General features: G+C 40.1%; 18 protein-coding genes and 1 tRNA gene. 14 read left to right on the top strand and 5 right to left on the bottom strand.

The annotated features are described in order from the left end of the window. The first annotated feature begins 105 nt into the window (after nucleotides 1–105). The 7 genes from CH361_RS07285 (at nucleotide 106) to CH361_RS07255 (ending at nucleotide 7,222) form a co-directional block, all read left to right on the top strand. Nucleotides 106–930, top strand: a complete 825-nt coding sequence (locus CH361_RS07285) for a hypothetical protein (protein WP_100790175.1) — start codon at nucleotides 106–108, stop codon at nucleotides 928–930. A gap of 87 nt (nucleotides 931–1,017) precedes the next feature. After that, nucleotides 1,018–1,236, top strand: a complete 219-nt coding sequence (gene rpsU / locus CH361_RS07280; protein WP_002973784.1) for a 30S ribosomal protein S21 — start codon at nucleotides 1,018–1,020, stop codon at nucleotides 1,234–1,236. A 19-nt stretch (nucleotides 1,237–1,255) separates the two neighbouring features. After that, complete coding sequence (locus CH361_RS07275) at nucleotides 1,256–1,711, top strand: GatB/YqeY domain-containing protein (protein WP_100790174.1); 456 nt, start codon at nucleotides 1,256–1,258, stop codon at nucleotides 1,709–1,711. Between the two features lie 12 nt (nucleotides 1,712–1,723). Further along, nucleotides 1,724–3,535: a DNA primase gene (gene dnaG / locus CH361_RS07270; RefSeq protein ID WP_100790173.1), complete on the top strand. Its 1,812-nt coding sequence runs from the start codon at nucleotides 1,724–1,726 to the stop codon at nucleotides 3,533–3,535. A gap of 16 nt (nucleotides 3,536–3,551) precedes the next feature. After that, nucleotides 3,552–5,324: an RNA polymerase sigma factor RpoD gene (gene rpoD, locus CH361_RS07265; RefSeq protein WP_012388553.1), complete on the top strand. Its 1,773-nt coding sequence runs from the start codon at nucleotides 3,552–3,554 to the stop codon at nucleotides 5,322–5,324. Between the two features lie 252 nt (nucleotides 5,325–5,576). Next, nucleotides 5,577–6,479, top strand: coding sequence for a hypothetical protein (locus tag CH361_RS07260; protein WP_244279679.1), 903 nt, complete (start codon nucleotides 5,577–5,579; stop codon nucleotides 6,477–6,479). Nucleotides 6,480–6,550: 71 nt separating this feature from the next. Then, nucleotides 6,551–7,222: a hypothetical protein gene (locus CH361_RS07255; protein ID WP_100790172.1), complete on the top strand. Its 672-nt coding sequence runs from the start codon at nucleotides 6,551–6,553 to the stop codon at nucleotides 7,220–7,222. A gap of 318 nt (nucleotides 7,223–7,540) precedes the next feature. On the opposite strand, the gene CH361_RS07250 is transcribed toward CH361_RS07255, so the two are convergent. Further along, nucleotides 7,541–9,148: a glycerol-3-phosphate dehydrogenase/oxidase gene (locus tag CH361_RS07250; RefSeq protein ID WP_100790171.1), complete on the bottom strand. Its 1,608-nt coding sequence runs from the start codon at nucleotides 9,146–9,148 to the stop codon at nucleotides 7,541–7,543. A gap of 97 nt (nucleotides 9,149–9,245) precedes the next feature. Between CH361_RS07250 and tyrS the strand changes: the two genes are divergently transcribed. Beyond that, on the top strand, nucleotides 9,246–10,472 hold the full coding sequence (gene tyrS / locus CH361_RS07245; RefSeq protein WP_100790170.1) for a tyrosine--tRNA ligase: 1,227 nt from the start codon (nucleotides 9,246–9,248) through the stop codon (nucleotides 10,470–10,472). A 70-nt stretch (nucleotides 10,473–10,542) separates the two neighbouring features. After that, nucleotides 10,543–11,733: a polysaccharide deacetylase family protein gene (locus tag CH361_RS07240; RefSeq protein WP_100790169.1), complete on the top strand. Its 1,191-nt coding sequence runs from the start codon at nucleotides 10,543–10,545 to the stop codon at nucleotides 11,731–11,733. A gap of 3 nt (nucleotides 11,734–11,736) precedes the next feature. Here the strand turns inward: CH361_RS07240 and CH361_RS07235 are convergent, their stop codons facing one another. The 3 genes from CH361_RS07235 to CH361_RS07225 form a co-directional block, all read right to left on the bottom strand. Continuing rightward, nucleotides 11,737–14,991: an efflux RND transporter permease subunit gene (locus tag CH361_RS07235; protein ID WP_100790168.1), complete on the bottom strand. Its 3,255-nt coding sequence runs from the start codon at nucleotides 14,989–14,991 to the stop codon at nucleotides 11,737–11,739. 29 nt (nucleotides 14,992–15,020) lie between these two features. Then, on the bottom strand, nucleotides 15,021–15,560 hold the full coding sequence (gene def / locus CH361_RS07230; protein ID WP_100790167.1) for a peptide deformylase: 540 nt from the start codon (nucleotides 15,558–15,560) through the stop codon (nucleotides 15,021–15,023). 114 nt (nucleotides 15,561–15,674) lie between these two features. Further along, nucleotides 15,675–15,747, bottom strand: a tRNA-Ala gene (locus CH361_RS07225). 75 nt (nucleotides 15,748–15,822) lie between these two features. On the opposite strand from CH361_RS07225, the gene CH361_RS07220 reads away from it, so the two are divergent. Genes CH361_RS07220 through CH361_RS07200 form a run of 5 tightly spaced genes read left to right on the top strand, consistent with a single transcriptional unit; the run spans nucleotide 15,823 to nucleotide 23,677 of the window. Beyond that, nucleotides 15,823–16,134 (top strand): hypothetical protein, encoded by a 312-nt coding sequence (locus CH361_RS07220; protein ID WP_004788640.1) that lies wholly within the window; start codon nucleotides 15,823–15,825, stop codon nucleotides 16,132–16,134. Nucleotides 16,135–16,138: 4 nt separating this feature from the next. After that, nucleotides 16,139–18,886 carry a SpoIIE family protein phosphatase gene (locus CH361_RS07215; RefSeq protein ID WP_100790166.1) on the top strand — a complete coding sequence of 916 codons (2,748 nt, stop codon included), beginning with the start codon at nucleotides 16,139–16,141 and terminating at the stop codon, nucleotides 18,884–18,886. Continuing rightward, the gene (locus CH361_RS07210; RefSeq protein ID WP_100790165.1) at nucleotides 18,883–19,224 is read left to right on the top strand and encodes an STAS domain-containing protein; all 342 of its coding nucleotides are present in this window, start codon (nucleotides 18,883–18,885) and stop codon (nucleotides 19,222–19,224) included. Before CH361_RS07215 ends, CH361_RS07210 begins: the two co-directional genes overlap by 4 nt. Before the next feature lie 47 nt (nucleotides 19,225–19,271). Next, a complete protein-coding gene (locus tag CH361_RS07205; protein WP_100790164.1) occupies nucleotides 19,272–20,918 on the top strand; it encodes an acyl-CoA carboxylase subunit beta in 1,647 nt (548 codons plus the stop codon). Nucleotides 20,919–20,923: 5 nt separating this feature from the next. Continuing rightward, nucleotides 20,924–23,677 (top strand): ATP-binding protein, encoded by a 2,754-nt coding sequence (locus CH361_RS07200; protein WP_100790163.1) that lies wholly within the window; start codon nucleotides 20,924–20,926, stop codon nucleotides 23,675–23,677. Here CH361_RS07200 and CH361_RS07195 read toward each other — a convergent pair whose 3' ends face one another. Further along, a complete protein-coding gene (locus CH361_RS07195; RefSeq protein WP_100790162.1) occupies nucleotides 23,678–24,730 on the bottom strand; it encodes a protein-glutamate methylesterase/protein-glutamine glutaminase in 1,053 nt (350 codons plus the stop codon). It lies immediately after the preceding gene.

Raw genomic sequence — 24,730 nt, 5'->3', positions numbered from 1 at the left:
AGGTTCCCCGAGTAGTTTTTACTCCATTTTGGGGAGATCACGTTAGGAGCAATCCTTTCTCCTTTTGATTGCCCTTGGTGCATCCGATACTAAAACTAGATTCTCATGATAAATCCAACACATGTAAGCACATCACCCTGTATGCAAATGACAGAATACCATGCAAGAAGGCTGGGAATCAGTTTTGCCAGTGTCGGAGTCCATTTGGGCTGGGTCTATCTTGCGGGCGAAATTGTTTATGAATTTGGTAGGACGGAAAAAGAGGATTGGCTCCGAGGACTTGTTTCCGAAAAGATGCCAGACCTGGTTCGTCATTTGGAGTTTTTAGATCCAAGACCACTGGGGAGTTTTTCGGAACTCGGAAGAGAGTTAAAAATAAGTATCATGCGCCTTCCGGAAGGGGAAGTACCCGTTTTTATTCTCGTGGTTCAGGATATGGAACCAGAACTTTCCAAACGAAACTGGGAAGATCTATCCAACCAGGTTTTGACCTTTTGCGCGACGGGGATTTCTTTACGAGAAAAGAACTTTCTGGATTTTCAAACGATTACAGATCCTATCCGAAAGAAAATGGAGAAATCATTTTCTGGGGATGTGCAGTCGGGAGTGATTGCTTTTTTTCACCTGCAAGACCTTTCTCCTTTTTTCAAACCAATGGGGGTGGTCAAAAGCCAAGAAATCTTAAGGGAAGTCACAACCACTCTCCACAAAGAAACGAGAGAAAATGAGTTCAACTTCCAATTGAACCCAAGATCCTATTTTCTATTTTGTCCGGGAGAGACCTTGGATGGGGCGAACAACAGGTTTGGATCGCTTTACTTTCCCTCTAAACATTTAATTTTGGATTATAAATTGAAGATTTTTCCGATCGACAAGGCCATTTTGACGGATGATTCCCGGTTTTCTTCGATTTTCATCGAAAATTTCTGAATCCTTTTCCTGCTGAATTGACAAATCAGGGCGGTTTCCGATACCGTCAAAACTAGACCATTTTTACAAAAGGACAGTTGTTTGTCTATGACCCCACAAGTAGGGATTTATTTAAAAGAAGGGGAATCTATCGAGGCGGCGCTTCGACGGTTCAAAAGAGATTGTGCGAATGCTGGAATCATGAGCGAAATCAAACGTAGAGAATACTTTGAAAAGCCTAGCGTTGTGAAAAAGAAAGCTGTTGAGGCTGCAAAACGCAAACGAGACAAAAAGAAAAGATTATTCGCTAAAAAAGATAAACTTTAATCTTTAAGCCGGTTTTCCTATGACCCTGCAAGAGACGATCAATACCGATCTAAAGACGGCCTTAAAGGCTAAGGATGAAGCCGTCCTTGGCACTTTGCGTCTCTTAAAAGCAGAAATTCAATATGAATTAACTAAAACCGGTGCTTCCGAACTTTCTGACACTGCAGTCATGCAGATCCTAAAATCCAATTTCAAACGAAGAAAGGACACTGCTGTCGAATACGACAAAGCCAATCGTCCAGATCTTTCGAAAAAAGAAATTCAGGAAGCAGAAGTCATCTCACGTTATATTCCAAAAGAAGTCTCCGATGAAGAAATCTCTAAGGCTGTTACCGAAGCCATGGGAGAGTTAAATGTTAGCGGAGCCCAGGATATGGGAAAGGTGATGGGTAAAGTAATGGCAAAATTTAAAGGACAAAATATAGACGGCTCCAAGGTATCCTCCCTCGTTAAACAAGCACTTAGCGTCCGTTAATACTGTTATACTGTGAATCCTTACCAAAGTTTTAAAGAAAGAGTTCGCAGAGAAGTCTCTATTGATTCATACATCAACAGATTCGTTCCCTTACGTCGTATGGGAAGAAACCTTGTTGGAATTTGTCCTTTCCATAATGAAAAAACTCCTTCCTTTAATGTAAACGCAGAAGGCGGATTTTATCACTGCTTTGGATGTAAGGCTTCTGGCGATTTGTTTCGTTTTGTGATGGACTACCAAAAGGTAGACTTTCTCAAATCTTTAGAAATTCTTTCCGATTATTCTGGCATTCCTTTGGTTGAAAGAACCAAAGAGGAAGAAGAATCCGAACGTAAAAAAGAAGCCCTTTATCAAGTTTCGCAAAAAGCCTTAGAATACTTTCAGAGGAATTTAAATACCAGTGCTGGTGAAGTGGCTCTCAAATATTTAGAATCACGCGGGATGTACTCGGAAGATTTAAAAGTTTTTAAAATTGGATTTGGGCTTCCTGGATTTGGTAATTTGCGATCAGAGCTTTTTAAAACAGAAGCAGAAGTGAAGTTAGGGGAGCAGCTCGGTCTACTCAAACGCCAAGACCAAAACAAAGATCCTTATGATTTTTTTCGTAGTCGGATTATGTTTCCCGTGATTGATACAAGAGGACGAGTTATTGCTTTTTCGGGAAGGATTCTCGGCGATTCAGAAGAAGCCAAATACATCAATAGTCCCAACTCTCTGATTTACGATAAAAGCCGGACTTTTTATAATTTGAACCTAGCCCAAGATAGCATCCGTAAAACCAGAGAAGCTGTCATCGTCGAAGGTGTGTTTGATGCCATTGGACTCTTTCGTAAAGGAATTGAGTTTGTGGTCGCACCGCTCGGAACGGGTTTTACCGAAGGCCATGTTCGTATTCTCAAAAATATGGCGGACAAAGTGTACTTAATGATGGATTCGGATAAAGCGGGAACCAAAGGTGCTTTTCGTGCTGTAAACCTACTTTCAAAAGAAGGTGTAGTGGTAAAAGTCTGCCATATCCCAGAAGGAAAAGATCCTTTCGATTATTCCCTCCATCATAACAAACAAGAAATTCGTGATTTATTAGAATCGGCAGCTCCTGCTTCGCAATTTATGATCAGGGAGATTCTCGGTGGTGCCGGTCCTTCCTCTTTGGCAGAAGAAAAACAAGCCGGAGTCAAAAAACTTTTTGAATTCCTAAAACCCATGGAAAAAGAAACGGACAAACAAGTCTATTTAGAAGAGGGGGCACGCCAACTCGGACTCTCTTTTTCTTCGCTTTTTCAGGATTTTCGTGGCAAGCCGGGTGTAACTTCGACCCCCTCTGTGGTCGATACTAAAAAAGAACGGACTCCTGCCAAACCTGGGAAACTTTCACCAGTTTTGGTTTGTGAACGGAAAATGATCGCAATGCTCATTCAGAATTTGGAACTTTTTAGTTTCGCGGATGATTTGTTATCACTGGAGTTTCGAGATGAAGTATCCGCTTTTCTTTGGGACTATTTATATACTAAGTATTTGCAGAATGAGAACCTAACAGCTGCAGAAATTCTTTCGAGGGAAGAGATTCCTTCGGAGTACCTGGGAATGATTGCCGAACATTTTACGGCCGATGAATCGACAACACCAGGGTTATTTAAGGGGATGTTTCTTTACCATGCGGATTTGTTGGATGACGCAAGGATGGAAGAACTTGTCAAAGAGATGGCCAAACCTGACTTAACGATTGAAGAAAAGAACAATCTTTTGTCAGAACTTTCACTTTTAAAAAGTGAAAAAAATAAGAGATCCGTGTATCTCCGAACGATCCAAACGTTAGAAGTATAAAGAGGATAGAGGTAGAATGGAAAATCTAGCAAGCCTACCAGAAGTACAAAAGATCATCTCGATCGGTAAAGCAAATCGAGAGGTATCTTATGATGAAATCAATGAAATACTTCCGGATAAAATCTTAAATTCCGAAAAGATCGATGATGTCTTTACTCTCTTACACGAGATGGGGATTGAAATTGTTGAAGAGTATTCCAAAAAATCTTTGGAAGAGTCTAGTTCCCTCACAACGACTAAAGAAGAGACAACCAAAGAAACGAAAGAGAAACCTGCACGTAAAAAAAGAGAGTCCAGTGTTTCTTCTAGTTCAGAAGACCCAATTCGCCTTTATTTAAAAGAAATTGGTAAAGTATCTCTTATCTCTGGAGAAACAGAAGTGTTTCTTGCCAAACGCATTGAGAAGGGTGAAAAAATCATTGAAGAAACCATTCTTAGTTCTTCGATTTTACGTCAAAACTTTGCAAAACTCATTCCGAAGATAAAGTCCAAAAAAATCAAAGTTTATGACTTGGTCAAAGTGGACAAAATGTACGCCCTCAATCAAGAGCAGGCGGACAAATTAGAAAAAGTATTTTTTGAAAATATGGAACTCATCCAACAGGATGAAAAAGTTCTCAACGAATCCACAAACCGCATTCGTAAGTATTCTGAAAATTCTAAGAAGTTCAAAGAACTCAAAGAAAAAATCGATTTATCTACTGGCAAAATTGACGAAGCGATTCGGAAAATTGGAGTTTCTCAAAAAGAAATCCAAAAGATCTCTCAAAAGATCAAATCAATGGTTTTTCGTGTTAAGGAAATTGAAAAACATTTCCTTAAAATCAAAGCCAAATACGGACATGACGTTCGTGAAATCAAAGCCCTCAACCGTTTCATTGAAAAAAATGAAAACCTAGATGAAATCGAAAAGATGATGGGTTGTGATATTGATGAAGTCAGAGAAGTCATCAAAGATATCCGTAACAACGAAAGAAAACTCCGTCGTATGGAACAGGAAGCTGGTTCTCCTGTCGGCGAAATCAAAGACTGGGGTGAAAAAATCATCAAAGGTGAGAGAGAAATTGCACAAGCCAAAAGAGAACTTGTGCGAGCAAACCTTCGTTTGGTGGTCTCCATCGCAAAACGTTATGCGAATCGCGGGATGCATTTCTTTGACCTAATCCAAGAAGGAAATATTGGTCTGATCCGCGCTGTAGATAAGTTCGAATACAAAAAAGGTTATAAGTTTTCTACATATGCAACTTGGTGGATTCGTCAGGCCATCACTCGCGCTATCTCTGACCAAGCACGCACCATCCGTGTTCCAGTTCACATGATCGAACAGGTCAATAAAGTGATTCGGGAAACAAGACTTTTTGTCCAAGAATTTGGTCGCGATCCATCCAATGATGAAATCGCAGAACGACTCGGTTGGCCGGTTCAAAAAGTAAAAGCGGTGAAGAACGTAGCTCGGGAACCAATTTCACTCGAGATTCCTGTGGGTTCTGAAGAAGATTCGGAACTCGGAGATTTTATCGAAGACAAGGAAGTGATTTCCCCTCTAAACTCAGCGGCATCCTCCATTCTTTCTGAACAAATCCGTCAGGTTTTACAAACACTTCCTGCGAGGGAACAGAAGGTCATCCGAATGCGATTTGGTCTGGATGATGGGTATGCACAGACCTTGGAAGAGGTTGGTTACCAGTTTAAGGTCACTCGGGAAAGGATTCGTCAGATTGAAGCCAAAGCTCTTCGTAGGCTTCGTCACCCAAGTCGTTCCAAAAAACTCAAAGACTATATCGATTAAGAGAAATTGTTTTTCGCTTGATCGACTTTTCGTTCAGATTCATGGTTTGACAGTCCATGGGTCTGAACCAATCATATTCTCCTTCTCTTTTTTCATTCGGTAGCAAATCATTTTCTTGTATCGTTCTCTCTTCTTTTTTTCTCATTTGTCCTCCAATGTAAGGCTTCAGAAAAACAGTTAGACTATCTAAGAACCCAAAGTCTCGGACAAGTAAATCCAGAAGAACCGTGGAGGTTTAGTCCCGAATTTGCTTTGGATGACAAACTGACGACTGCATTTTGTGCCAATGCAAAAGAAATGGGTTCTGGTTTTACTTTATATTTAAAATCATATTCGCAATTCTACGCCTTACGAATGTTTAATGGTTTTCATAGATCTGCAAATGATTTGAAATTGAATGATGCGGTAAAGAAACTTCGAATCACTTCTTTTGAGATGGAAAGTGATGATTTCAAATCAAAATTGAAAATCGGTTCGACCTTGGATTTGGAAGTAAACAAACCCAAATTTGGAAAATCGGGATTTCAGATTTTGGATTTGGATTCCAAGTTCCAAGGGAATGTCATTCGTTTGGAAATTTTAGAAACCTATGGACTTGGTTCTACTGGTCGGGTTTGTATTTCAGAGATTCAGTTTGGAGAAATCCAAAAAGAAAGTTTTGTTTCTTATCCTTGGGTTTCTTTTGATAAAATCAAACGCACCATCGAACAATTTGGAAAAGCGGAAAGGCATTATTCTGGATTCAAACAATTGGTTTTAGCCAATGAAAAAGGCACCATATCCTTCTATGACCAAGGAACGATCTTACCTGTATTCTTTAAATCTGATCAAACCTTTAGTTTTTCGGAAATGTATGGGGAAGGAGACCCTCTTGGATTTTTGCCATCCATTGTGGGGACTTATACCATCCTTCAATCTTCAGAAGAAGGTTTGGAGTTAAACTTAAGTTATTATGATGGGGGTGGGATTGAAAGAAATATCTCTTGGATTTTTAAACGAGCCGAGGTGGGTGATGAAGACTATGAAAACTTCAAAACCAAACTGGGAACCAAGTTTTCTGAAGTATTTAACCCTAAAACACATTACTTACTTGTCTTAAAAGAAAAAGAATCGGGAAGAACTTTTTATCATTACGAACTTCCCAAACCAAAATAGGGGCAATATCGTATAAATCGCATTATGCGAAAATGACTTGAAATATTATTTATACTTCTAATGATCGTGAAATGGAAATTTCGGATCTAGCGATACGGATAATAATCGTTTTAACTCCAGGATTTTTAACGACGCTATTATTTCGCTATTTAAGTACACATAAAGAATATACAAATTTCTATTTTTTTGTATTATCCGCAGTTTTTGGATTATCAAACTACATGATCTTAGAAGTTTTTTACCAGCTGGTTCACGCGGTAAAAATTTCATTGCACATATTTTTCGGAGTTCCTGAAGGTTATATTCATGATGGAAGACTATTTGTTGGTCTCTGGGAAAGTTTAGTTGATCGTACCTTTGTTGTGAATTCGGAGGAAATATTCTATAGTTCAGTAATTGCCATTTTATCTTCTTTCCTTTATACTTACGTTTACCAGCGGAAAATCCTTTTACGTTTTGCAAATAGGGTTTTGCACATTACCAATAAATCTGGGGACGACGATATTTGGTCTCACTATTTGAATTCTGATAATGTTGAATGGGTTTGGATTAGGGATTATAACCAATCCCTAACTTATTTTGGAAAAATTGAGGCTTTTTCCGACTCTGGATCGAAAAGAGAGCTATTTTTATCAGATGTGTCAGTCTATTCTTTGAGTGGTAGAAAAGTTCTTTACACTCTAAATTCAGTATACTTATCATTAACCGATGGTATGTATTCTATAGAACAACCGTTTTATTGAGGTCGAGAAGCCATATGTCTGAGAATAAGAAAACTGCAAGTGCTTATAATGGTCAATTGAAGCCAATTACAGAAGGTATAATGAAAGGAAATATTAAAAATATTGTCTCCTCCAGTGCTAAGCCAAATACACCCCCACCTCCACAGCCAGCATCAAAGAAGTGATATTTTTAATTGCATCTCTTTCATGTATTCGGCATTGATTTGTCGGGTTTAATTAAATAGAGGTAAGTTTACTATTTCTAAGCAAACCTACCTATCGTAGATTGAGTCAGCTGTTTGAATATGCTGCTTTTAACGTTCTGGTAGCATATTTCTGTTATGCGATTGTTTTCTTTAAATCCTTGATATGACTCGTGAGTTCATTTAAGGATGCCTTTTTCTCCGTATCCTTCCAACCAAGTTCTTTTGCAAGGGCATTAGCCACAGGACTTGCTAAAGACTCCGCTAATTTTAAATCCAAAAAGACAACTCGCCATCTTCGAGAAAGGACATCAGTAACAGAAAGAGCAAATTCCTTTTTCACAAAATGTTTGATTTCTTCTAGAAAGTATCCAGATCCTTTTTTGATTTCCTTAGGATTTTTGCCGAGGATAAAGGAAACTTCTCCACCATAAGCATCCACCAGACGAACTGCTGTTTCATAAGAAAGATCATACATGGTTTGGATTTTTGCTACTAAGTGTTTGGAATATCCATCCGCTCCTGGGAAAGCAAAACTTGCGGTAACACATTTCATTTTTTTGGCTAGGTTTCCTACGGAAATTAGCTTATCCGTCAGGTCTTCTGCCATTTTACGAAAGGTAGACCACTTACCTCCAGACATGGTCACAAGACCAGAGTTTGATACAAGAATGGCTTCTTCTCTCGAAATCGACTTTGTATCTTTTTTACCTCCAGTGGAGATCAGAGGACGAAGGCCAGAAAACACAGATTCAATATCATCTTTGGTTAATTTGGTATCTAAATAATCATTTCCTGTTTTTAATAAAAATTCCACTTCCGACTGCAAAGGTAGTGGTTCTTCTTCAATTTTTTGAATGGCTGTGTCGGTGGTTCCGAGAAGGACCTTCCCTTCCCAAGGGATGACAAATACCACTCGTCCATCTGCAGTTTTCGGAATGATCATTGCCGTACGACAAGGTAACTTTGTTTTATCAAAGACAAGGTGGATTCCTTGGCTTGGTGCCAGGACATTTTCTGCCTTGGGATCATCTAGTTTTCTTAAGGAATCAATCCAAACTCCGGTGGTGTTTGCGACTACTTTTGCTTTGATGTTAATTTTCTTTTTTGTGATGAGATCTTTTGCAGTAACACCAATGATTTTTCCATTAGAATCTTTCAAAAAAGATACCACTTCCATTCGTGAAAGTATATCCGCTCCATTTTCTTTGGCAGCGCGGATGGTAGTGACATTGAGTCTTGAGTCGTTGAACTGCGCATCATAATAAGAAATTCCACCTCTCAGTTTTTCTTTTTTGATGGAGGCAAAATAATCGATCGCCGTAGCTTTTGAGATCCTTTCGTGTCCTGGAACTACAGACCTTCCGGCAAGGATATCATACATTGTGAGTCCAATGGAGAAAAAAGGTTTTTCCCACCAAACATATGTTGGTAAAACAAACTGCAAAGGTTTTACGAGATGCGGTGCATTGAAAAGGAGGCGTTTTCTTTCTGACAACGCTTCGTAAATCAATTTAAAATGGAACTGAGCCAAATACCGAACCCCACCATGGATGAGTTTTGTAGAACGAGAACTAGTTCCTGCAGAGAAATCTTGTTTTTCTAAAAGGGCGACTTTGTATCCCCGCAAACTAGCATCCAGAGCAGTGCCGGATCCAGTTGCCCCTCCGCCGAGTACTAAGACATCGTAGCCAGTTGATTCTAATTGTTTTAGCGTTTGTTTTCTTTCATCTAAATGATTCATAAGGGTTTTTACGTACTTTGGTGGTTGCCTATAGAGATTCTACGGTTAGTATTGTCAAAAGTCACCATTTCGACCATCGAAAATTTTTGAATTTGTTATGAAAACTGAAAGAGAATTGAACCAAGAATTAGATACCATTCGCCGAGGTACTGTCGAGATCATTAGCGAAGCAGAACTACTCGAAAAATTGAAATCAAAACCTTCCCTTACCATCAAAGCCGGTTTTGATCCTACAGCTCCTGATTTACATTTGGGTCATTTTGTATTGTTACGAAAACTAAAACACTTTCAAGACCTTGGACACGAGGTTTGTTTTATGCTTGGCGATTTTACTGCGATGATTGGAGATCCAACAGGAAAGTCAGAAACGAGAAAACGTCTTTCCAAAGAAGAAGTTTTAGAAAATTCCAAAACCTACCAAAACCAAGTTTTTAAAATTCTAGATTCTCAAAAAACAAAAATTATGTATAACTCCCATTGGTGTTCGGAGATGAAGTTTGAAGATGTTTTAGTTTTAACATCCAAATACACCGTTTCTAGAATGTTAGAAAGAGATGACTTCACCAAACGTCATAAAGCTGGAACTCCCATTTCCATGATTGAATTTTTATACCCGCTTGTCCAAGGGTATGATTCTGTTGCGATGAAAGCCGATGTAGAACTTGGAGGAACCGACCAAAAATTTAATATGTTAGTTGGTCGTGACTTACAAAGAGAATACGGACAAAAACCTCAGTCTGTCATTACTTTGCCACTACTTGTTGGTCTTGATGGTGTTAAAAAAATGTCCAAGTCCCTCGGAAACTATGTGGGAGTGACTGAAAAGCCAATTGATATGTACGGCAAAGTCATGTCGATTTCGGATGATCTCATGTGGAATTATTTTGAACTTTTGACTGACCTTCCGCTTTCGGAAATGGAAAAAAGGAAGGAGGGGATTCGTTCCAAATCTCTCCATCCTAAGGAAGTCAAAACGGAACTGGCTCTCCTAATCATGGACCAGCTTCATCCGTCAGAAGAAAATAGAAAAGCCGTGGAAGAGTGGACTGCCATTCACAATACCAAAAACAGAGCACTTCCAGATGAGATTCCAACAGAAACTCTCGACTCTTCTTATTTTGCAGAAAAACCTCCGCTTCTTGTTTATGTTCTCTCCCAGTTGAAATTCATCCCGAGTGTTTCCGAAGGGCGTAGGCTTGTTCAGGCCGGTGGTTTGTATCTAGATGAGGAAAAAATCACTGATCCTTCCCTTGCTTTGGAAAAGGGAAAGGAATACCTGATCCGCCAAGGGAAGAAGGGAAAATTTTTAAAGATAAAGACTTAAAGAGATGGTTAGGCTTTTAGAACGACTGATCCATATCCGATATTAGGTAGTAAGGAAAAGCCATACCCTCATGTCCCTCGATCCGACAAACGAAGAAAAGGAAATTCAAGATATCGTTCATGAACTTTCCCAGGACATCGAGAAAGACAGATTATTTGCAAAAAAGTTAAGAAAGTTTGCGTTTGTTTCTGCCTTAACTTTCGTTGGGGTCACCGTCCTTGTTCTTTGTGGGTATTTACTTTATCTAAGTTTTAGTGTGAGCAAACTTGAGACCGAAGTCAAAGAAAAAGAAAAGAACTTAAGAGAACTCGAACAATCACTTTTTTCGCTTATGTACCAAGAGCAGTTAAGGGAAGAAAATGCTCTTGCCGGTGATGCAGAACCTGATACAGAACTTGCCAAACAAGTCGAAGAAAATATCCAATTTCTAAAAGAGGTAAGTCAGAATACCAAAGGTCGTAATATCCTGAGGGGAAACGAATCTCAAAAAGAAATTGCTCTTACCTTTGATTTAGCAACAGGAGAAGAACTTCCTGTTCTGTACAATTATATCAAAGAACATAAAATCAAAGTGACACTCTTTCTTTCGAATGAAAGACCTTCTGATATCAATGGATCTTTTTTCATTCGTAATAATTTAGATTATATTAAAAAAATGGCCAAAACCGGATCAGTGGAATTTGGAAACCATACCTGGTCTCATTTTAATTACCAACGATCGGTGACAGAAACCTCCTTAAAAAAAAGAACGGTTCTTGAATACCTTTCTAAATCAGTTCTTGACTTACCTCGAATGGCAGAAGAGTTAAAAAGAGTAGAGGATATTTATCATTCACTCACCAAGCAAGAGTTAAAGAAATACTACCGTTTGCCTTATGGTGCTCTCAGCCAATTGATTTTAGATGCTCATGCAAGTCTTGGTTATACGGACCATATCATGTGGTCAAATAATTCAAAAGGTTCTCTTGATTTGCCGGACTATATCAGTAAACAATTCCTTTATAAAAAAACGTCCAAAGGGAAAAAGGAAGTGGTTCGAAATCCTCACTACAAAACGGGAGAGGAAACATTAACTTTCTTGGAAAACTGGGAAAAAGCTGATTCGAACGGAATGAACGGTGCCATCATTCTAATGCATTTGGGTGGACCAAGAAAGTTTGATAAATTAATTTATATCCTTCCCACTTTCATTGAGCGTATGAAAGAAAAAGGATATAAATTTGTCACCTTGTCAGAAGTTTTAAATGATAAAAAGGATTAGTCCTTAAACATATCGTTTCTTTCTCGACTGAAATTTTGCCATAATCCAATCTTTAAATGTGTAAAGATTTAAATAGAATACTGGTACCATAATTAGGGTGATAAATGTCGCAAAAGCGAGCCCCCATCCAAATGCCAATGCCATTGGTACAAGGAAAGGATCCTTTCCGCCAATTCCATAAGCCGTTGGTAAAAGCCCGAGAACCGTTGTGACTGTCGTTAGTATTACGGCTCTTAGGCGAATACTTCCTGCCTCGACAAGTAAATCAAAAGTGGACTTACTTGGGTCCTCCAGACGAAGTTGGTTGGCACAATCCACAAGAACAATGGAGTCGTTGACAACTACTCCCGCAAGTCCAATGATCCCGAGGAATGCTAAGAAGGAAAATGGTTGGCCATGGAGTAAAAAAGCAAAAATCACTCCAATCACAGCAAAAGGAATCGCACTCATCACGATGAGTGGTTGTGCAAGAGAACGAAATAGAGAAGCAAGGATCATGTAGATGATGAGTAGTCCCACAAGAAATGCTCTCCCTAAAGATGCCATCGATTCTTCCGTGTCTTTGTTCTCGCCGGAAAACCGAACCGAATATCCTGGATATTTATTGATGATTCCTTCTGTGAGTTTTTTCGCTTCTAAATTTACTTGTCTGGAGGTGGAAACGGTTTCATCAATATTTGATGTCACTGTTAAGAGGCGTTTCCCGTCCAAGTGATTGATTGAAGCACGTCCAGGATTTCGATCATAACTGGTAAGTCGAGAAACTGGAATTAAATTTCCCGTAAGATTATTTACATATACTTTGTTTAAGTGGGCGAGGGAAGCTCTATATTCTTCGGGAAAACGAACCCGCACATCAACCTCTTCATCAGCACGTTTGATCTTAGTAGATACGGTTCCTTGTAAGGCAGTGTTAATCGCAAGAGAAACAGATTGAACACTGACTCCTGCAAAAGAGGCAAGGGATCCATCTACAGAAACTCTGATCTCATCTTTTCCTTCATTAAAATCGTCCCCGATATCTGTGACTCCATTGATTTTAGCGAGAGCTGTTTTGAACTCAGCACCAATCTTAAGTAAGGTGGCAAAATCATCCCCTTTGATTTCGATGGCAACAGGTTTTCCTACAGGAGGACCACCTGCGAGTTTCTCAAATTCCAAATTAACAAGTTTTCCTTTTAAGGGAAGGAATTCTGCAGGAAGATCAGAGTTTGGAAGACTCGTTCCTTGCTCTTGGTTTATATTTTCTTTTGCCAGTTTTTCTTCTAGTTGGAGTAAGGCTCTTTCATTTAACATGAATTTGGTGTTTTGGCGGACTACTTCGATGATCTTTTCAGTGGACCTTTCTCTGTTGTCATCAGGGGTTAAATACACCATCACTTGTGCATAATTTTTTCCACGTTTTGTGAATGGGTCGTTGGGATCTTTTTGGATGATTCCCACTCGTGAAATATAATTTTCTACTTCTCCATCCGGGAGTTTCCCCACGGCATCTTCAATCGCACGAATGAACCGATCAGTTTCTTCTAATTTTAGGCCTGTTTCTGCAGTGACTCTAATTTGAAAGGTTTCAATGGCACCCGGAAAAAGTTTGAATTTTCCAAATTTCACTTGGATGGCAATCGAAAAGACAAAAAGCCCCATCAGAAGACCGACCATCTTCCATCGATTTTTTAAAGCAAAAGCAAGAAGAGGTAAGTATGTATTTTCTTTAAACTTAACAAACCAATGTGATTCTTCTTTGACTTCGCCCTTCATATCGGTGGTTTTACTCACATCGTACAAGTGAGAAGGTAGCATAAAGAAGGCTTCAAATAAGGAGCTACATAAAGAGAGAATGACAACGAGAGGGATGGAGTGGATAAACTTTCCAAAGATCCCCGTCATAAAAAGCATGGGTCCAAAAGCTGCAATGGTTGTGGTGACTGTCGCTGTGACCGGCGCTAGTACTTCGCTTGTTCCTCGCATGGCTGCTTCAAAGGGTTCTTCTCCTAGTTCCAAGTGGCGATAGACGTTTTCACAAATGATGATGGCATCATCCACGAGAATTCCAACAACAATGATGAGTCCCATCATTGAAATTAAATTCAAAGTGAGACCCATATAATTCATGGCAACGAAGGTCATTGCGATGGAGATGGGAATCCCTAGGGCTGTCATCAGAGCCATTCTCCAACCGAGAAACACAAATAAGGAAGCTGTTACTAGAATGAGTCCCGAAACTGCATTGGAAGTCAAAACCCCGAGTCGTCTACGGATGTATTTGGAGAGATCGTTGACAAAGGCATGTTTGACTGATCCACCAGTGGTTTTGATAAATTCTTCCACAACCAATTTGGATTCATCCACCACAGCAATCGCATCTGCTTTTTCTCTTTTGATGACGGTGAGAGCTATGGCAATGTCTCCATTGGATTTGTCTAAATAATCGGAGTCTTCAAATCCTTCCGTAACCCGAGCTACATCTCTTATTCGTACGGAACGTCCGGCATCATTGGAACGAACAAAAACATTTTCAATTTCTTCTGCACTATCAAATTCTCCTACGGTACGTACAATAATTTCTCTTGTACGTTCATTGATATTACCGCCGGGGAAATTGATATTTCGAAGTCTAAGTGCATTGATGACTTGAGTGGAAGATAAAGAAAGAGCCTTCAATTTATCAGGATCTAAATCCACTTTCATTTCTCGTTCTCGCCAACCACGTTTGGTGATTCTTGCGACGGACGGTAAGTCCTTTAACTTTTCCTCTAAGATCTTTGCTTGGTCTCTTAACTCTTTTGCACTAAGTCGGGGTTTGTCGTTTGTAATCGTAGAAGATAAGTGGATTTCTATAACCGGTTGCCTTGCAGTTGTGATCTCTGTCACAATCGGGTCTTCTACATCTTCTGGTAAGTCTTGGATTCGGTCAATGGCTGACTTTAGATCATCGACGACTTTTTGTGTGTTTTTGGTATTAGGGTCAATGGTGATCACAATTCCCGAACGATTTTCCAGGGAAGCAGATCGAAATTCTTTAATTCCATCCACTTCTTTGATTGCATCTTCTAACGGTTTGGTAACTAACTTCTCTACATCCGCAGGGGCCGCACCTGGATAGACTGAGGTGACCGTGACAATATCAAAATTGATATTGGGGAAAGCTTCTCGGTTCATTGTCGCCGCTGTGAACCCACCCACTAGGAGGATGAGGAATGTAAGAAGGTTTACGAATAAACTCTTCGAAAGAAAATACTCAACAATGGATGTGCCCATATAACTCCTAAAGGGAGAGAAAAAACTATTTAATCTAACAACTTACCTGCGGTATCAATGTCTTCATTATATCCGAATAACTTTGTACTTTTGAGTCGGTCGACGTAGAGTACTCCGAATAAATGATCGCATTCATGTTGTAAAACAATTGCACGATAACCTTCGATGATTTCTTCGTGTTCCTGGAAATTTTCATCTCTCCATTTCATTCGAATTTTATCGGGTCTTTCTACAAAACCACGCATCCCTGGAACAGAAAGGCAACCTTCCCAAAACCCTTCTCCTGGAGGAGAAAGAGGAGTGATTTCTGGGTTTAGGATGATTTGGTTCGGAACTTCAGGAGTTCCTGGATACCTACCGTTGTCATCGTCTTGACCCACGACGACCAATTTTTTCATCACACCAATTTGGGGTGCGGCAAGACCCACACCTTCTGCATGACGCATGGTTTCAAACATATCGCGAATCAGTTTTTTGAAATCCTTGGTTTGGATTTCGGATTCGGTTACGTCTTCGCTCGTTTGACGGAGTAAGGGATTGCCAATCTTCAGGATTTTTCTAACAGCCATAATCTAATATGGAATAGATTGGAAAAGGTCACTGATTGATCAAGTGATCTCCTGTTCCAACGAAAAAGAATTTGACAGGGGAGGGTTAGAACGCTGAAATCTCGGGAGGGATTTTGGAGACGAGGGGAATCGAACCCCCGACCTTTTGAATGCCATTCAAACGCTCTCCCAACTGAGCTACGTCCCCTTGTGCTAATCCAAGGTGGGTGACCGCGTTTGCTTGTCAACAGAATCCCAAAATGGCTAAGGAACCAGAGACGTTATGGGACAAGATACGGTAGAAGAACTGACTAAAAAACTGAAAATCCAATCAGATATCATCAAAGGCTATGAAAAGGTTCTTAGACTAAACGAACAAGAATTAGCAAATGCAGACGAAATCATTCGTATGTATGAACAAATCATTGATTACTCTAGAATGGAACTAAGAGAAGCTAAAGAAACTGTCCAAGCAAGTTCAATGGTCTCAAACCTCAGTCGCGATGAACTAATGTCCGCATTTGACAAAATTAAATCACTGGAAGATGCAAATCGTAAATTAAGAGAAGAATCACTAAAATTTAACAAAGATTAAACCATTGAAACCGAGCCCGCTTCCGCCGATCATCCGAAAAAATGAAGAAGGTGGATTTTACCTTTCTTCGTCTTCTGAACTGGATGACTTGTACCATTTTATCCTGGGCCAGGCAAAACGACTTGTTTCTGCAAAATCAGCTTCTTTCTATTTTCGAAACGAAAGGGGGAACCTCAGTCGTTTCGGTTTGATTGGTGATAAATCCAGTGCTGGTTCCATCGCCAAACATGTTTTCAAAACTCGTAAAAGTATTCTTGTTAAAAAAGGAACCCATCTAAAAGACGCAGACGGCCCCATTGGAGAGTCTTATATTGCCTGTTATGTGGGAGATGAAATGGGGGACATGGCCCTCGGGGTTCTGGTTTTAGAAGGGATCAAACACTTTCAGAATTTTTCTGAACAAGATTTGGATTTAATCAACTACTTTAGTGCTAATTTAAATGCTCTTTTTAAGGACACCGTCCTTTCTGAAGCGGGGCCTGAATTTTTTAATTCTTTAACCACTTCGATTCTTCTACTAATCGACAACGCCAATATCCATAATAACAATAATAGACTTCAGTATTTTTTGGAAGAAATTATCCGAGTTGCAGTTCTTATCAATACCAGTGTTGATTTGGAACAAGTTCTCGTGATGGTAATGGAATCGGCAAAATCTGTTTTCCGAACAGAGGCAAGTTCCTTACTTTTGTTAGATGATAAAAAGGAATACTTGGTTTTTCACACGGTAACGGGGGAAAAAAGGGAAGAAGTATCCAAAATCAAGGTTCCCGTGGGGCAAGGGATTGCGGGAACGGTGGCGGTTACCAAACAACCGATGATCATCAATGACGCGCAAAACGATAACCGCGTTTTTCGAGACGTAGACAAGGCTTCCAATTTCATCACTCGAAATATTCTCGCAAGTCCACTGATTGTTGGAGATGAGGTTATCGGTGTTATTGAAGCCATTAATACCATCGATCGAAATAATTTTAGCCAAGACGATATAGATACTTTTTTGTCCTTCGCTAGTGCCTGTGCAGTTGCCATTCAGAAAACTAGGTTACTCGACAATCTAAATGTAACCAACTTAGAATTAAAACAAAAACTAAGTACTTTGGAATCTATCTTTGATTTGGGTCAAGCCGTCCTCGAGTCCCATGATGAATTGGGTCTCATGTCAAAAACTTTGAGTATTCTCACCAAAGAATTGTCATGCGAAGACGCAGGTATGGTCATCATTGAGGAAAAAAATAAAAACCGCATTCAGGTTTATGCAAGGCAACTAGGTATTGTTCGTGAATCCTTTTTCCCTATGCCGGAGAGTCGACTTTTCCTAAGTCTTATGGAGTCGGGGAATCCGAGGATGGCCGTAGTATCGCCGCAATTAGAAGAATCGTTTTTAGAATTAGAGTTTTATACATTAAAGAAAAATTTCCTTATCCTTCCCATCGCCCCTCGGGGTGGAAACTTAAGAGCTGCGCTTTATGTGAGTGGAAAACAATCTGCCCACTCCTTTAATGAAACAGACCTTCGTATGTTAAAAACTCTGTCTTCGCCACTAGCAAAGGCTTATGAAAACCTTCGACTCAACCAAGAGATCATCACAAAGAAGTCGATTGAAAAAGAAATTGAAATTACTCGAAAAATCCAAAATAATATTCTTCCTAATTCCTTATTACAATCTCCTCTTTTTGATTTAGGAGTGATGTCAGTTGCCGCCAAAGAGGTGTCAGGTGACTTTTATGATTTCCATTCGTTTGGGGAAGACCAGTTTTCCTTTTTAGTGGCTGATGTTTCGGGGAAAAGTTTGCCCGCCGCCATATTTATGGCCATGTCGAGTTCGATCATTCGAACCCTTTCTCGAACCACAGACCTATCCCCATCAGAACTTCTCTTTCGGGCCAACCAATTGATTTATGAGGATTCGCAGTCAGGGATGTTTGTGACATTATTCCTTTTAAATTACCAAAGGCGGACCAGAACTTTAAAATTTGCATCCGCAGGTCATAATGATCAAATTTGGATTCGTAAAGATGGAAGTTTTGAACTCCTCAAAGGAAAGGGGGCTCCTCTCGGAGTGGTTCCTCATACTAACTACCAGGGGGGCGAGATCCAAATTGAACCAGGTGACATTTTGGTCTTTTATACCGATGGAGCCATTGAGGAAAAAAATCCAGAAGAGGAAGAGTATGGCCTCGACCGGTTCATTGAATTTATCATTCAAAGGAGAGACGAATCCTCACAAAAAATCGTGGAAGATGTTTATGATGATATCCGTAAGTTTTCTCGTTCCGATGAACAATACGATGACTTTACTGTAATGATTCTTAAATTTGCTGAAGTGACTAGTTTTGAAGCTACTCGGATTTTCCCGGCTTTACCGGATGAGATTCCCCGTCTCCGCGATTTTATTTCAGAACATTTAGAAGGCAAAATCACAAAACCTTTTGCCTTTGATGATATTTTGATATCTTTGGATGAAGCAGCGACCAATATCGTCATGCATAGTTACAAAGACACAGAACTAGACCATCCAAGTTTTGAATGTCGGTTAGAACTCATAGGAGACAATCTCAAGGTTGTTCTCATTGACGAGGGGAAACCCTTTGACAGAAAAAAAGTTCCTAAACCTTCCGTGGAAGCCAATGTAAAAGGGGAACGGAAGGGTGGATTTGGCGTTTATCTAATGGAGACTCTCATGGACAAAGTGTCCTATGACTTCAACGGGAAACAGAACATAACCTATTTGGAGAAAACAATCGTATGAACGAAGACAAAATTGGAATCCATTCGGAAGCAGTTGGAAACAAGATGGTTGTATATGTCCAAGGCAATTTGGATGTTCACAATACACATAAAATTGAAAAGGATTTGATGGCCCTTGTTGGTGCCGCTGGGAAACCGGTCATTTTCAATTTGAGTGATGTTCCCTTTATCTCTTCTGCAGGACTTCGGTTGCTCGTCACAACACTTCGCCTTTGCCAAGAGCAAAAAATAAGCATTTCTATCTGCGGATTACAACCTGCAGTAGAGAAAGTATTCGATATCATTGGAATGCAGCAGCTATTTACAATTTATCCTGATTTAGACTCTGCCCTACAGTAAAAATCACTTTTCTAAGTGATCCTAAACAAAACATTGGAAAAAAACTTATGGAAACCAAGCAGTATTCCCTAAACAACCCGTTCAAAGAAACCAAGGCTCCGGAAACTCAAGCCGGAATTTATGATGATGCTCTCAAACTCGGAAAGGAACTCATCGAGAAACCATTCCTAGGAGGCGGAGAAGATCGAATCCGCGTCCAACATTCCAAAAACCGTATGACGGTTTGGGAGAGAATCAAAGTCCTTACTGATGAAGAACCTAATATCACTTACCAAAACTGGGGACCCAATTTAGACGGTGCCTCGATTGTTACTGGAATTTTAAATATCAAAGGTCGCGATGTTGCGGTCTACGGACATGACTTTACCCTTCGTGCTGGTTCCATGGATGCCACAAACGGAAGTAAACTCGCTCGTCTCATCCAGATGGCGGGAACTCATGGAATTCCACTCATCGGTATGAATGACTCTGCGGGTGCTTATGTTCCTGCGGGAGTGGGTGGACTAGACGGATATTCGGAAGCCTTTACCGCACTTCGAAAGATCAGCGGTGTGGTTCCTTCTGTGATGCTCATGTTTGGTTTCAATGCGGGTGGGGGAGCTTACCTTCCGCGCCAAGGATCTTTTATGATCCAGTGTGATGGAACCTTCTTTGGTCTGACAGGACCTGGTGTTGTAAAGTCCGTTCTTGGTGAAGACATCTCTGCAGAGGATTTGGGTGGACCAAAGGTTCACGGACAATCCGGTGTAGTGGATCTTGTCACAGGCGATGAGTTAGGATCACTTCGAACTGCGATTCGTTTATTATCTTACCTTCCAGACAATAACCATAGTTTTGCGCCCTTTTATCCTACCTCAGACCCTGTGGACAGATTTATTTACGAAGAAGATATCCTTTTTAGAAAAACCTTCAATTCCCCAACAGGAATGAACACTCCATTTGATATCACTCTTTATTTACAACAAATCTGTGACCATGGTGAGTTCTTTGAATTACAACCACAAAGAGCAAGAAACATTGTAACTGCTTTTGGTCGTATTGGGGGCCATGTGGTTGGTTTTCTTGCCAATAACTCTGCTGTTTCTTCGGGCCAGATTGATATCGGAGCTTCTCGTAAGGGAACTCGTTTTGTTAGATTCTGTAACCTATACAATATCCCTATGGTTTTTGTGGAAGATACAACAGGATTTTTACCAGGACGTGACCAAGAACATAATGGTATCGTTCTCGAAGGTAGAAAACTTCTCGATTCCATCATTGACCTTAGAACTCCAAGACTCACACTCATCATTCGTAATGCGTTTGGTGGTGCTTATGCAACTTTTAACTCTTATTTTACGGGAGCATCCATGGTGTTTGCACTTCCGACTGCAAGGATTGCGGTAATGGGTCCTGCAGGAAAAGAGTATGTTTACAAAGATGAAATCACAGGAGTCCAAAAAGAATTTTTGGCGAATCTGAAAAAAGGAATGAGTGATAAGGAAGCCGCTTCCATTCGTGATGCCAAACTTTTCGAAATTGGCCAACGTTATGAAAAGGAACTTATGAATCCAAAAGAGGCTCTTTCCCTTGGATCCGTTTCCTCCATCATTTTACCGGGATACACAAGAAATGTATTATCTAAAAACTTGAGTTTCCTTATGTCCAAATACAAACCGGCGGAAATGTCCGGTCCTCAAAGGGAGTTTGAATAATTTCCATGTTAGATAAGAATTTAAAACGCATTCAGTTCCAAGAGTCCGAATCCGCATGGATTCGTTCTTTCAGTGTGGAATCCATTAAATGTTTAATCGTTTGCCGTGGTCCAGTTCGTAAAGAAACCATGGATGTTTTTGATTCCATTGGCGTGAAAGAATACGGAATTTTACTTTCGGAAAAAGATTCTATCGTTTATCCGAAAGCCCTGGCACCTGAGCTTCGTAACTTCCGATTCCCAGAAAACATCCACCGAGTTCCTGATTATATGGGAGCTGGTAAAGAAGAGAAAGAACAACGCATTCGCCAAATCATTGGAATTGCCAAAGACAATGGATACACTCATATCTTTGCAGGTTACGGATTTATGGCAGAAGATGCAGAATTCATCGAAGCCATTGAAAAAGCTGGAATCACTTTTATGGGACCTAGTTCTCATGTTGCGAAAGGGGCCGGAGCCAAAGACGAAGCAAAAAAACTCGCAAGAAGTCTAAATGTATCCGTTACTCCAGGGGTTGATAATATCACAGCTCTTGCTTTACTTCGGAAAACAGGAAATTCCAAAGATGGACTTCTTAAAGTTGCAAAAGAAAATAGTTTAACTTTTTCTTACAACGATGCTCGGTCTCTCGAAGACAATGCAGAGGATTTACTCCAACTTTCTTACGAAAAAACAATCGATATCACATCCATCCCGGACTTACAAAAAGAGTCAGAAATTCTTTGTGAAGATATTTGGAAAAAATATCCAGGCAAACGAATCCGATTCAAATACATCGGTGGTGGTGGTGGAAAAGGGCAACGTGTTATCGGTGAGAAGTCTGAAATTGACGCAGCCGTTATGGAAATCCTTGCAGAGTCCAAAGTCACAGCTGTTGGTTCCAACCGGAACTTTCTAATTGAACTTAATATTGAAAACACTCGCCATAATGAAATTCAGTTAATCGGTAATGGGGAGTGGTCTTTGTCACTGGGAGGTCGTGATTGTTCTTTGCAGATGCATGAACAAAAACTTTTAGAGATTTCGCAAACTGTGGAATTACTCCAAAAAGAAGCTGATCTCGTTCGTTCTTCCAATTCTAAAAAAGCTGCTATCCTTGATAAAGATGTACAAACTTTAAAGGATATGGAAAACCAAGCAGAAGTATTTGGAAAAGCCATTCGTTTGAATTCCGTTTCTACTTTTGAATGTATCGTAGAAGGAAATAGTTTCTTCTTTATGGAAGTAAACACAAGGATTCAGGTGGAACACCGTGTGACCGAAATGGTCTACAAAATGAAGTTCACTAATCCGAACGATCCAAATGATATCTTTTACATTGATTCTCTTGTGGAAGCAATGGCAGTTCTTTCCATCCATGGGCCAAGAGTTCCGAAACCGGAGAGGATTGTTCGAAACGTATCAGGTGCGGAAGTTCGAATCAATGCGACGAACCGTGCGCTCCAACCGCATGCTGGTGGAATCATCCAAAACTGGTCGAATGCTTTACCTGAAGAAATTCGGGATGACCAAGGGATTTGTACACGTAACCCTGATACTGGGGCTTTCGTTCACTACAACTTGGCCGGAGCTTATGATTCTAACGTAGCCCTCATTGTTTCTTATGGAAATAGCAGGACGGAAAACTTAGAGATTTTAGGAAACGTTCTTCGCAAAACAGAACTTAGAGGACAAAATCTCGAAACTAACTTACTCGTTCACTATGGACTCATCCAGTGGATTTTGGGTAAGGATGCGATGTTTAAACCATCTACAGCATTTATGATTTCCTATTTGGCTGGGATTGGCGCTTTACAATCCATCATCAATGATTTGGATTTAGAGTATCTTTGGTCTGAGAAAACAAAGGCTGCGGATGCAGATCTTAAAAAAGTTTTAAACAAAAAGATGACTCTTGTCATTCGTCCTTTGGAACGTTTGTTAGCAAACCCGCACCTTCTTGGTGGATTTTTGGGATACTTTGAAGGAAAACTTTGGACTCGTTCTGGCAATAATGTAACTTTCGCAGAGAACCCAATTCAATTTTTAGATTCATTGTATTACTATTTGAACTTAGAGACAACAGATGGGAAAGCAAGCTCTGAAAAGATTTGGGATCACGATTCCATCCTTCTTACCGAAGCAAAAGCATTCTATGCAGAATTGTCTGCACGCACAGGTCTTAATTCTTGGAAAGAGTTGTCAGAAGCACTAACTAAGGGCAAAAATCCTTCGAAGTCACTTTCTGATGAACTTTGGAATGCGTCTGTGGCAAGTCATAATGGATTCCAAGCTGGTCTTGAAACATTACTATTACTTCCTAAAATCGGAATCAAATCCAACTTCTTTGGTTTGGATGTGAATGCTGACTTGGATGGGATTGTTCCTGATGAGTTCAAAAACAAAGACACAAGAGATGCGTTTATCAAAACTTTGAACCCTCCACCAAAAATGTCTGGGGATGAGATTGTGGCTCCTATGGGTGGAATGTTCTACTCAAAAGAAGCTCCAAACCTTCCTTTACTCATCAATGAAGGAGATCATTTCCACGCTGGACAACCACTATTCATCATTGAAGTTATGAAGATGTTTAACAAAATTCTAGCTCCAGTGAGTGGAACCATTGTTAAAAATTTAATGGTGGATTCGGATGGAAAGATTGTGACAAAAGCACAACCCATTTTCAAAATCAAACCAGATGAAATTCTAAAGGAAGAATCTCCAGAAGAAATTCGATCTAGAAAAGTAAAAGTAACGAAAGAATTGGGTCTCGGTTAACTAACCGTAACCCACGATCGTTTTATAGATTTCACTTAAAGGGAGGATGTGGTCTACACCTCCTCTCTTGATTGCTTCTTTTGGCATCCCAAACACAACAGAAGATTCTTCATTCTGTGCGTAGGTTTCTGCTCCGGCTTCTTTCATTTCATGAAGTCCTGCAGCTCCATCGTCTCCCATCCCTGTCATGATGATTCCTTTGGAATTTTTACCAGCCTGTCTTGCGACGGATCGAAATAAGACATCTACAGAAGGTTTGTGGCGATTCACAAGAGGTCCATCCATCACTTCAACAAAATACTGAGCTCCTGACCTTCGAACTGTCATGTGACGGTTTCCTGGGGCAATGAGTGCAAGACCTCGCACCACGCGGTCCCCATCCTTAGCTTCTCTGACGCTGATATCACAAATGGAATCCAACCGTTTGGCAAAAGTTTCGGTAAACTTTTCTGGCATATGTTGGACGATTACGATCCCCGGAGTTTTGTCTTTGGGAAGTTTTGTAAGCACTTCTTCTAAGGCAATGGTTCCTCCGGTAGAGGTACCAATTGCCACAATTTTTTCTGTTGCTTGTAATTGAGAGATATCTTGTTTCTTTTCTGTTTTAATCGAAAATTCTTTTCTATCTGCAAGGGTAGGCAACGCTTTTAAGGATACGGCGGCGGCTGCCACAACGGCATCGGTAAGTTCGATCGTAGATTCGTGTAAAAAATCTTTTAAACCTAGTTTGGGTTTTGTGATGATATCAATGGCACCGAGGCTCATGGCAAGCATGGCGGTATCAGAACCTTCTGTTGTCAAAGTAGAACAAATCACAACCGGGGTAGGTCTTTCTGACATGATTTTTTTTAAAAAAGACAATCCATCCATTCTTGGCATCTCGATATCTAGAACAATCACATCGGGCCAATCATTATTCATTTTATCTAATGCAAAGATTGGGTCGGAGGCACTTCCTAAAAATTCAAAACTCTGATCTTCTTTGAAGATTTCGGCTAATACCTGTCTTACGACAGCAGAATCATCGATGACAAAAACTTTTATTTTTTTCAT

It is taken from the genome of Leptospira brenneri, from assembly GCF_002812125.1.
Classification (GTDB): Bacteria; Spirochaetota; Leptospiria; order Leptospirales; family Leptospiraceae; genus Leptospira_A; species Leptospira_A brenneri.
Note: the sequence above shows the minus strand (reverse complement) of the source record. Positions and strands in the feature narration are given on the sequence as shown.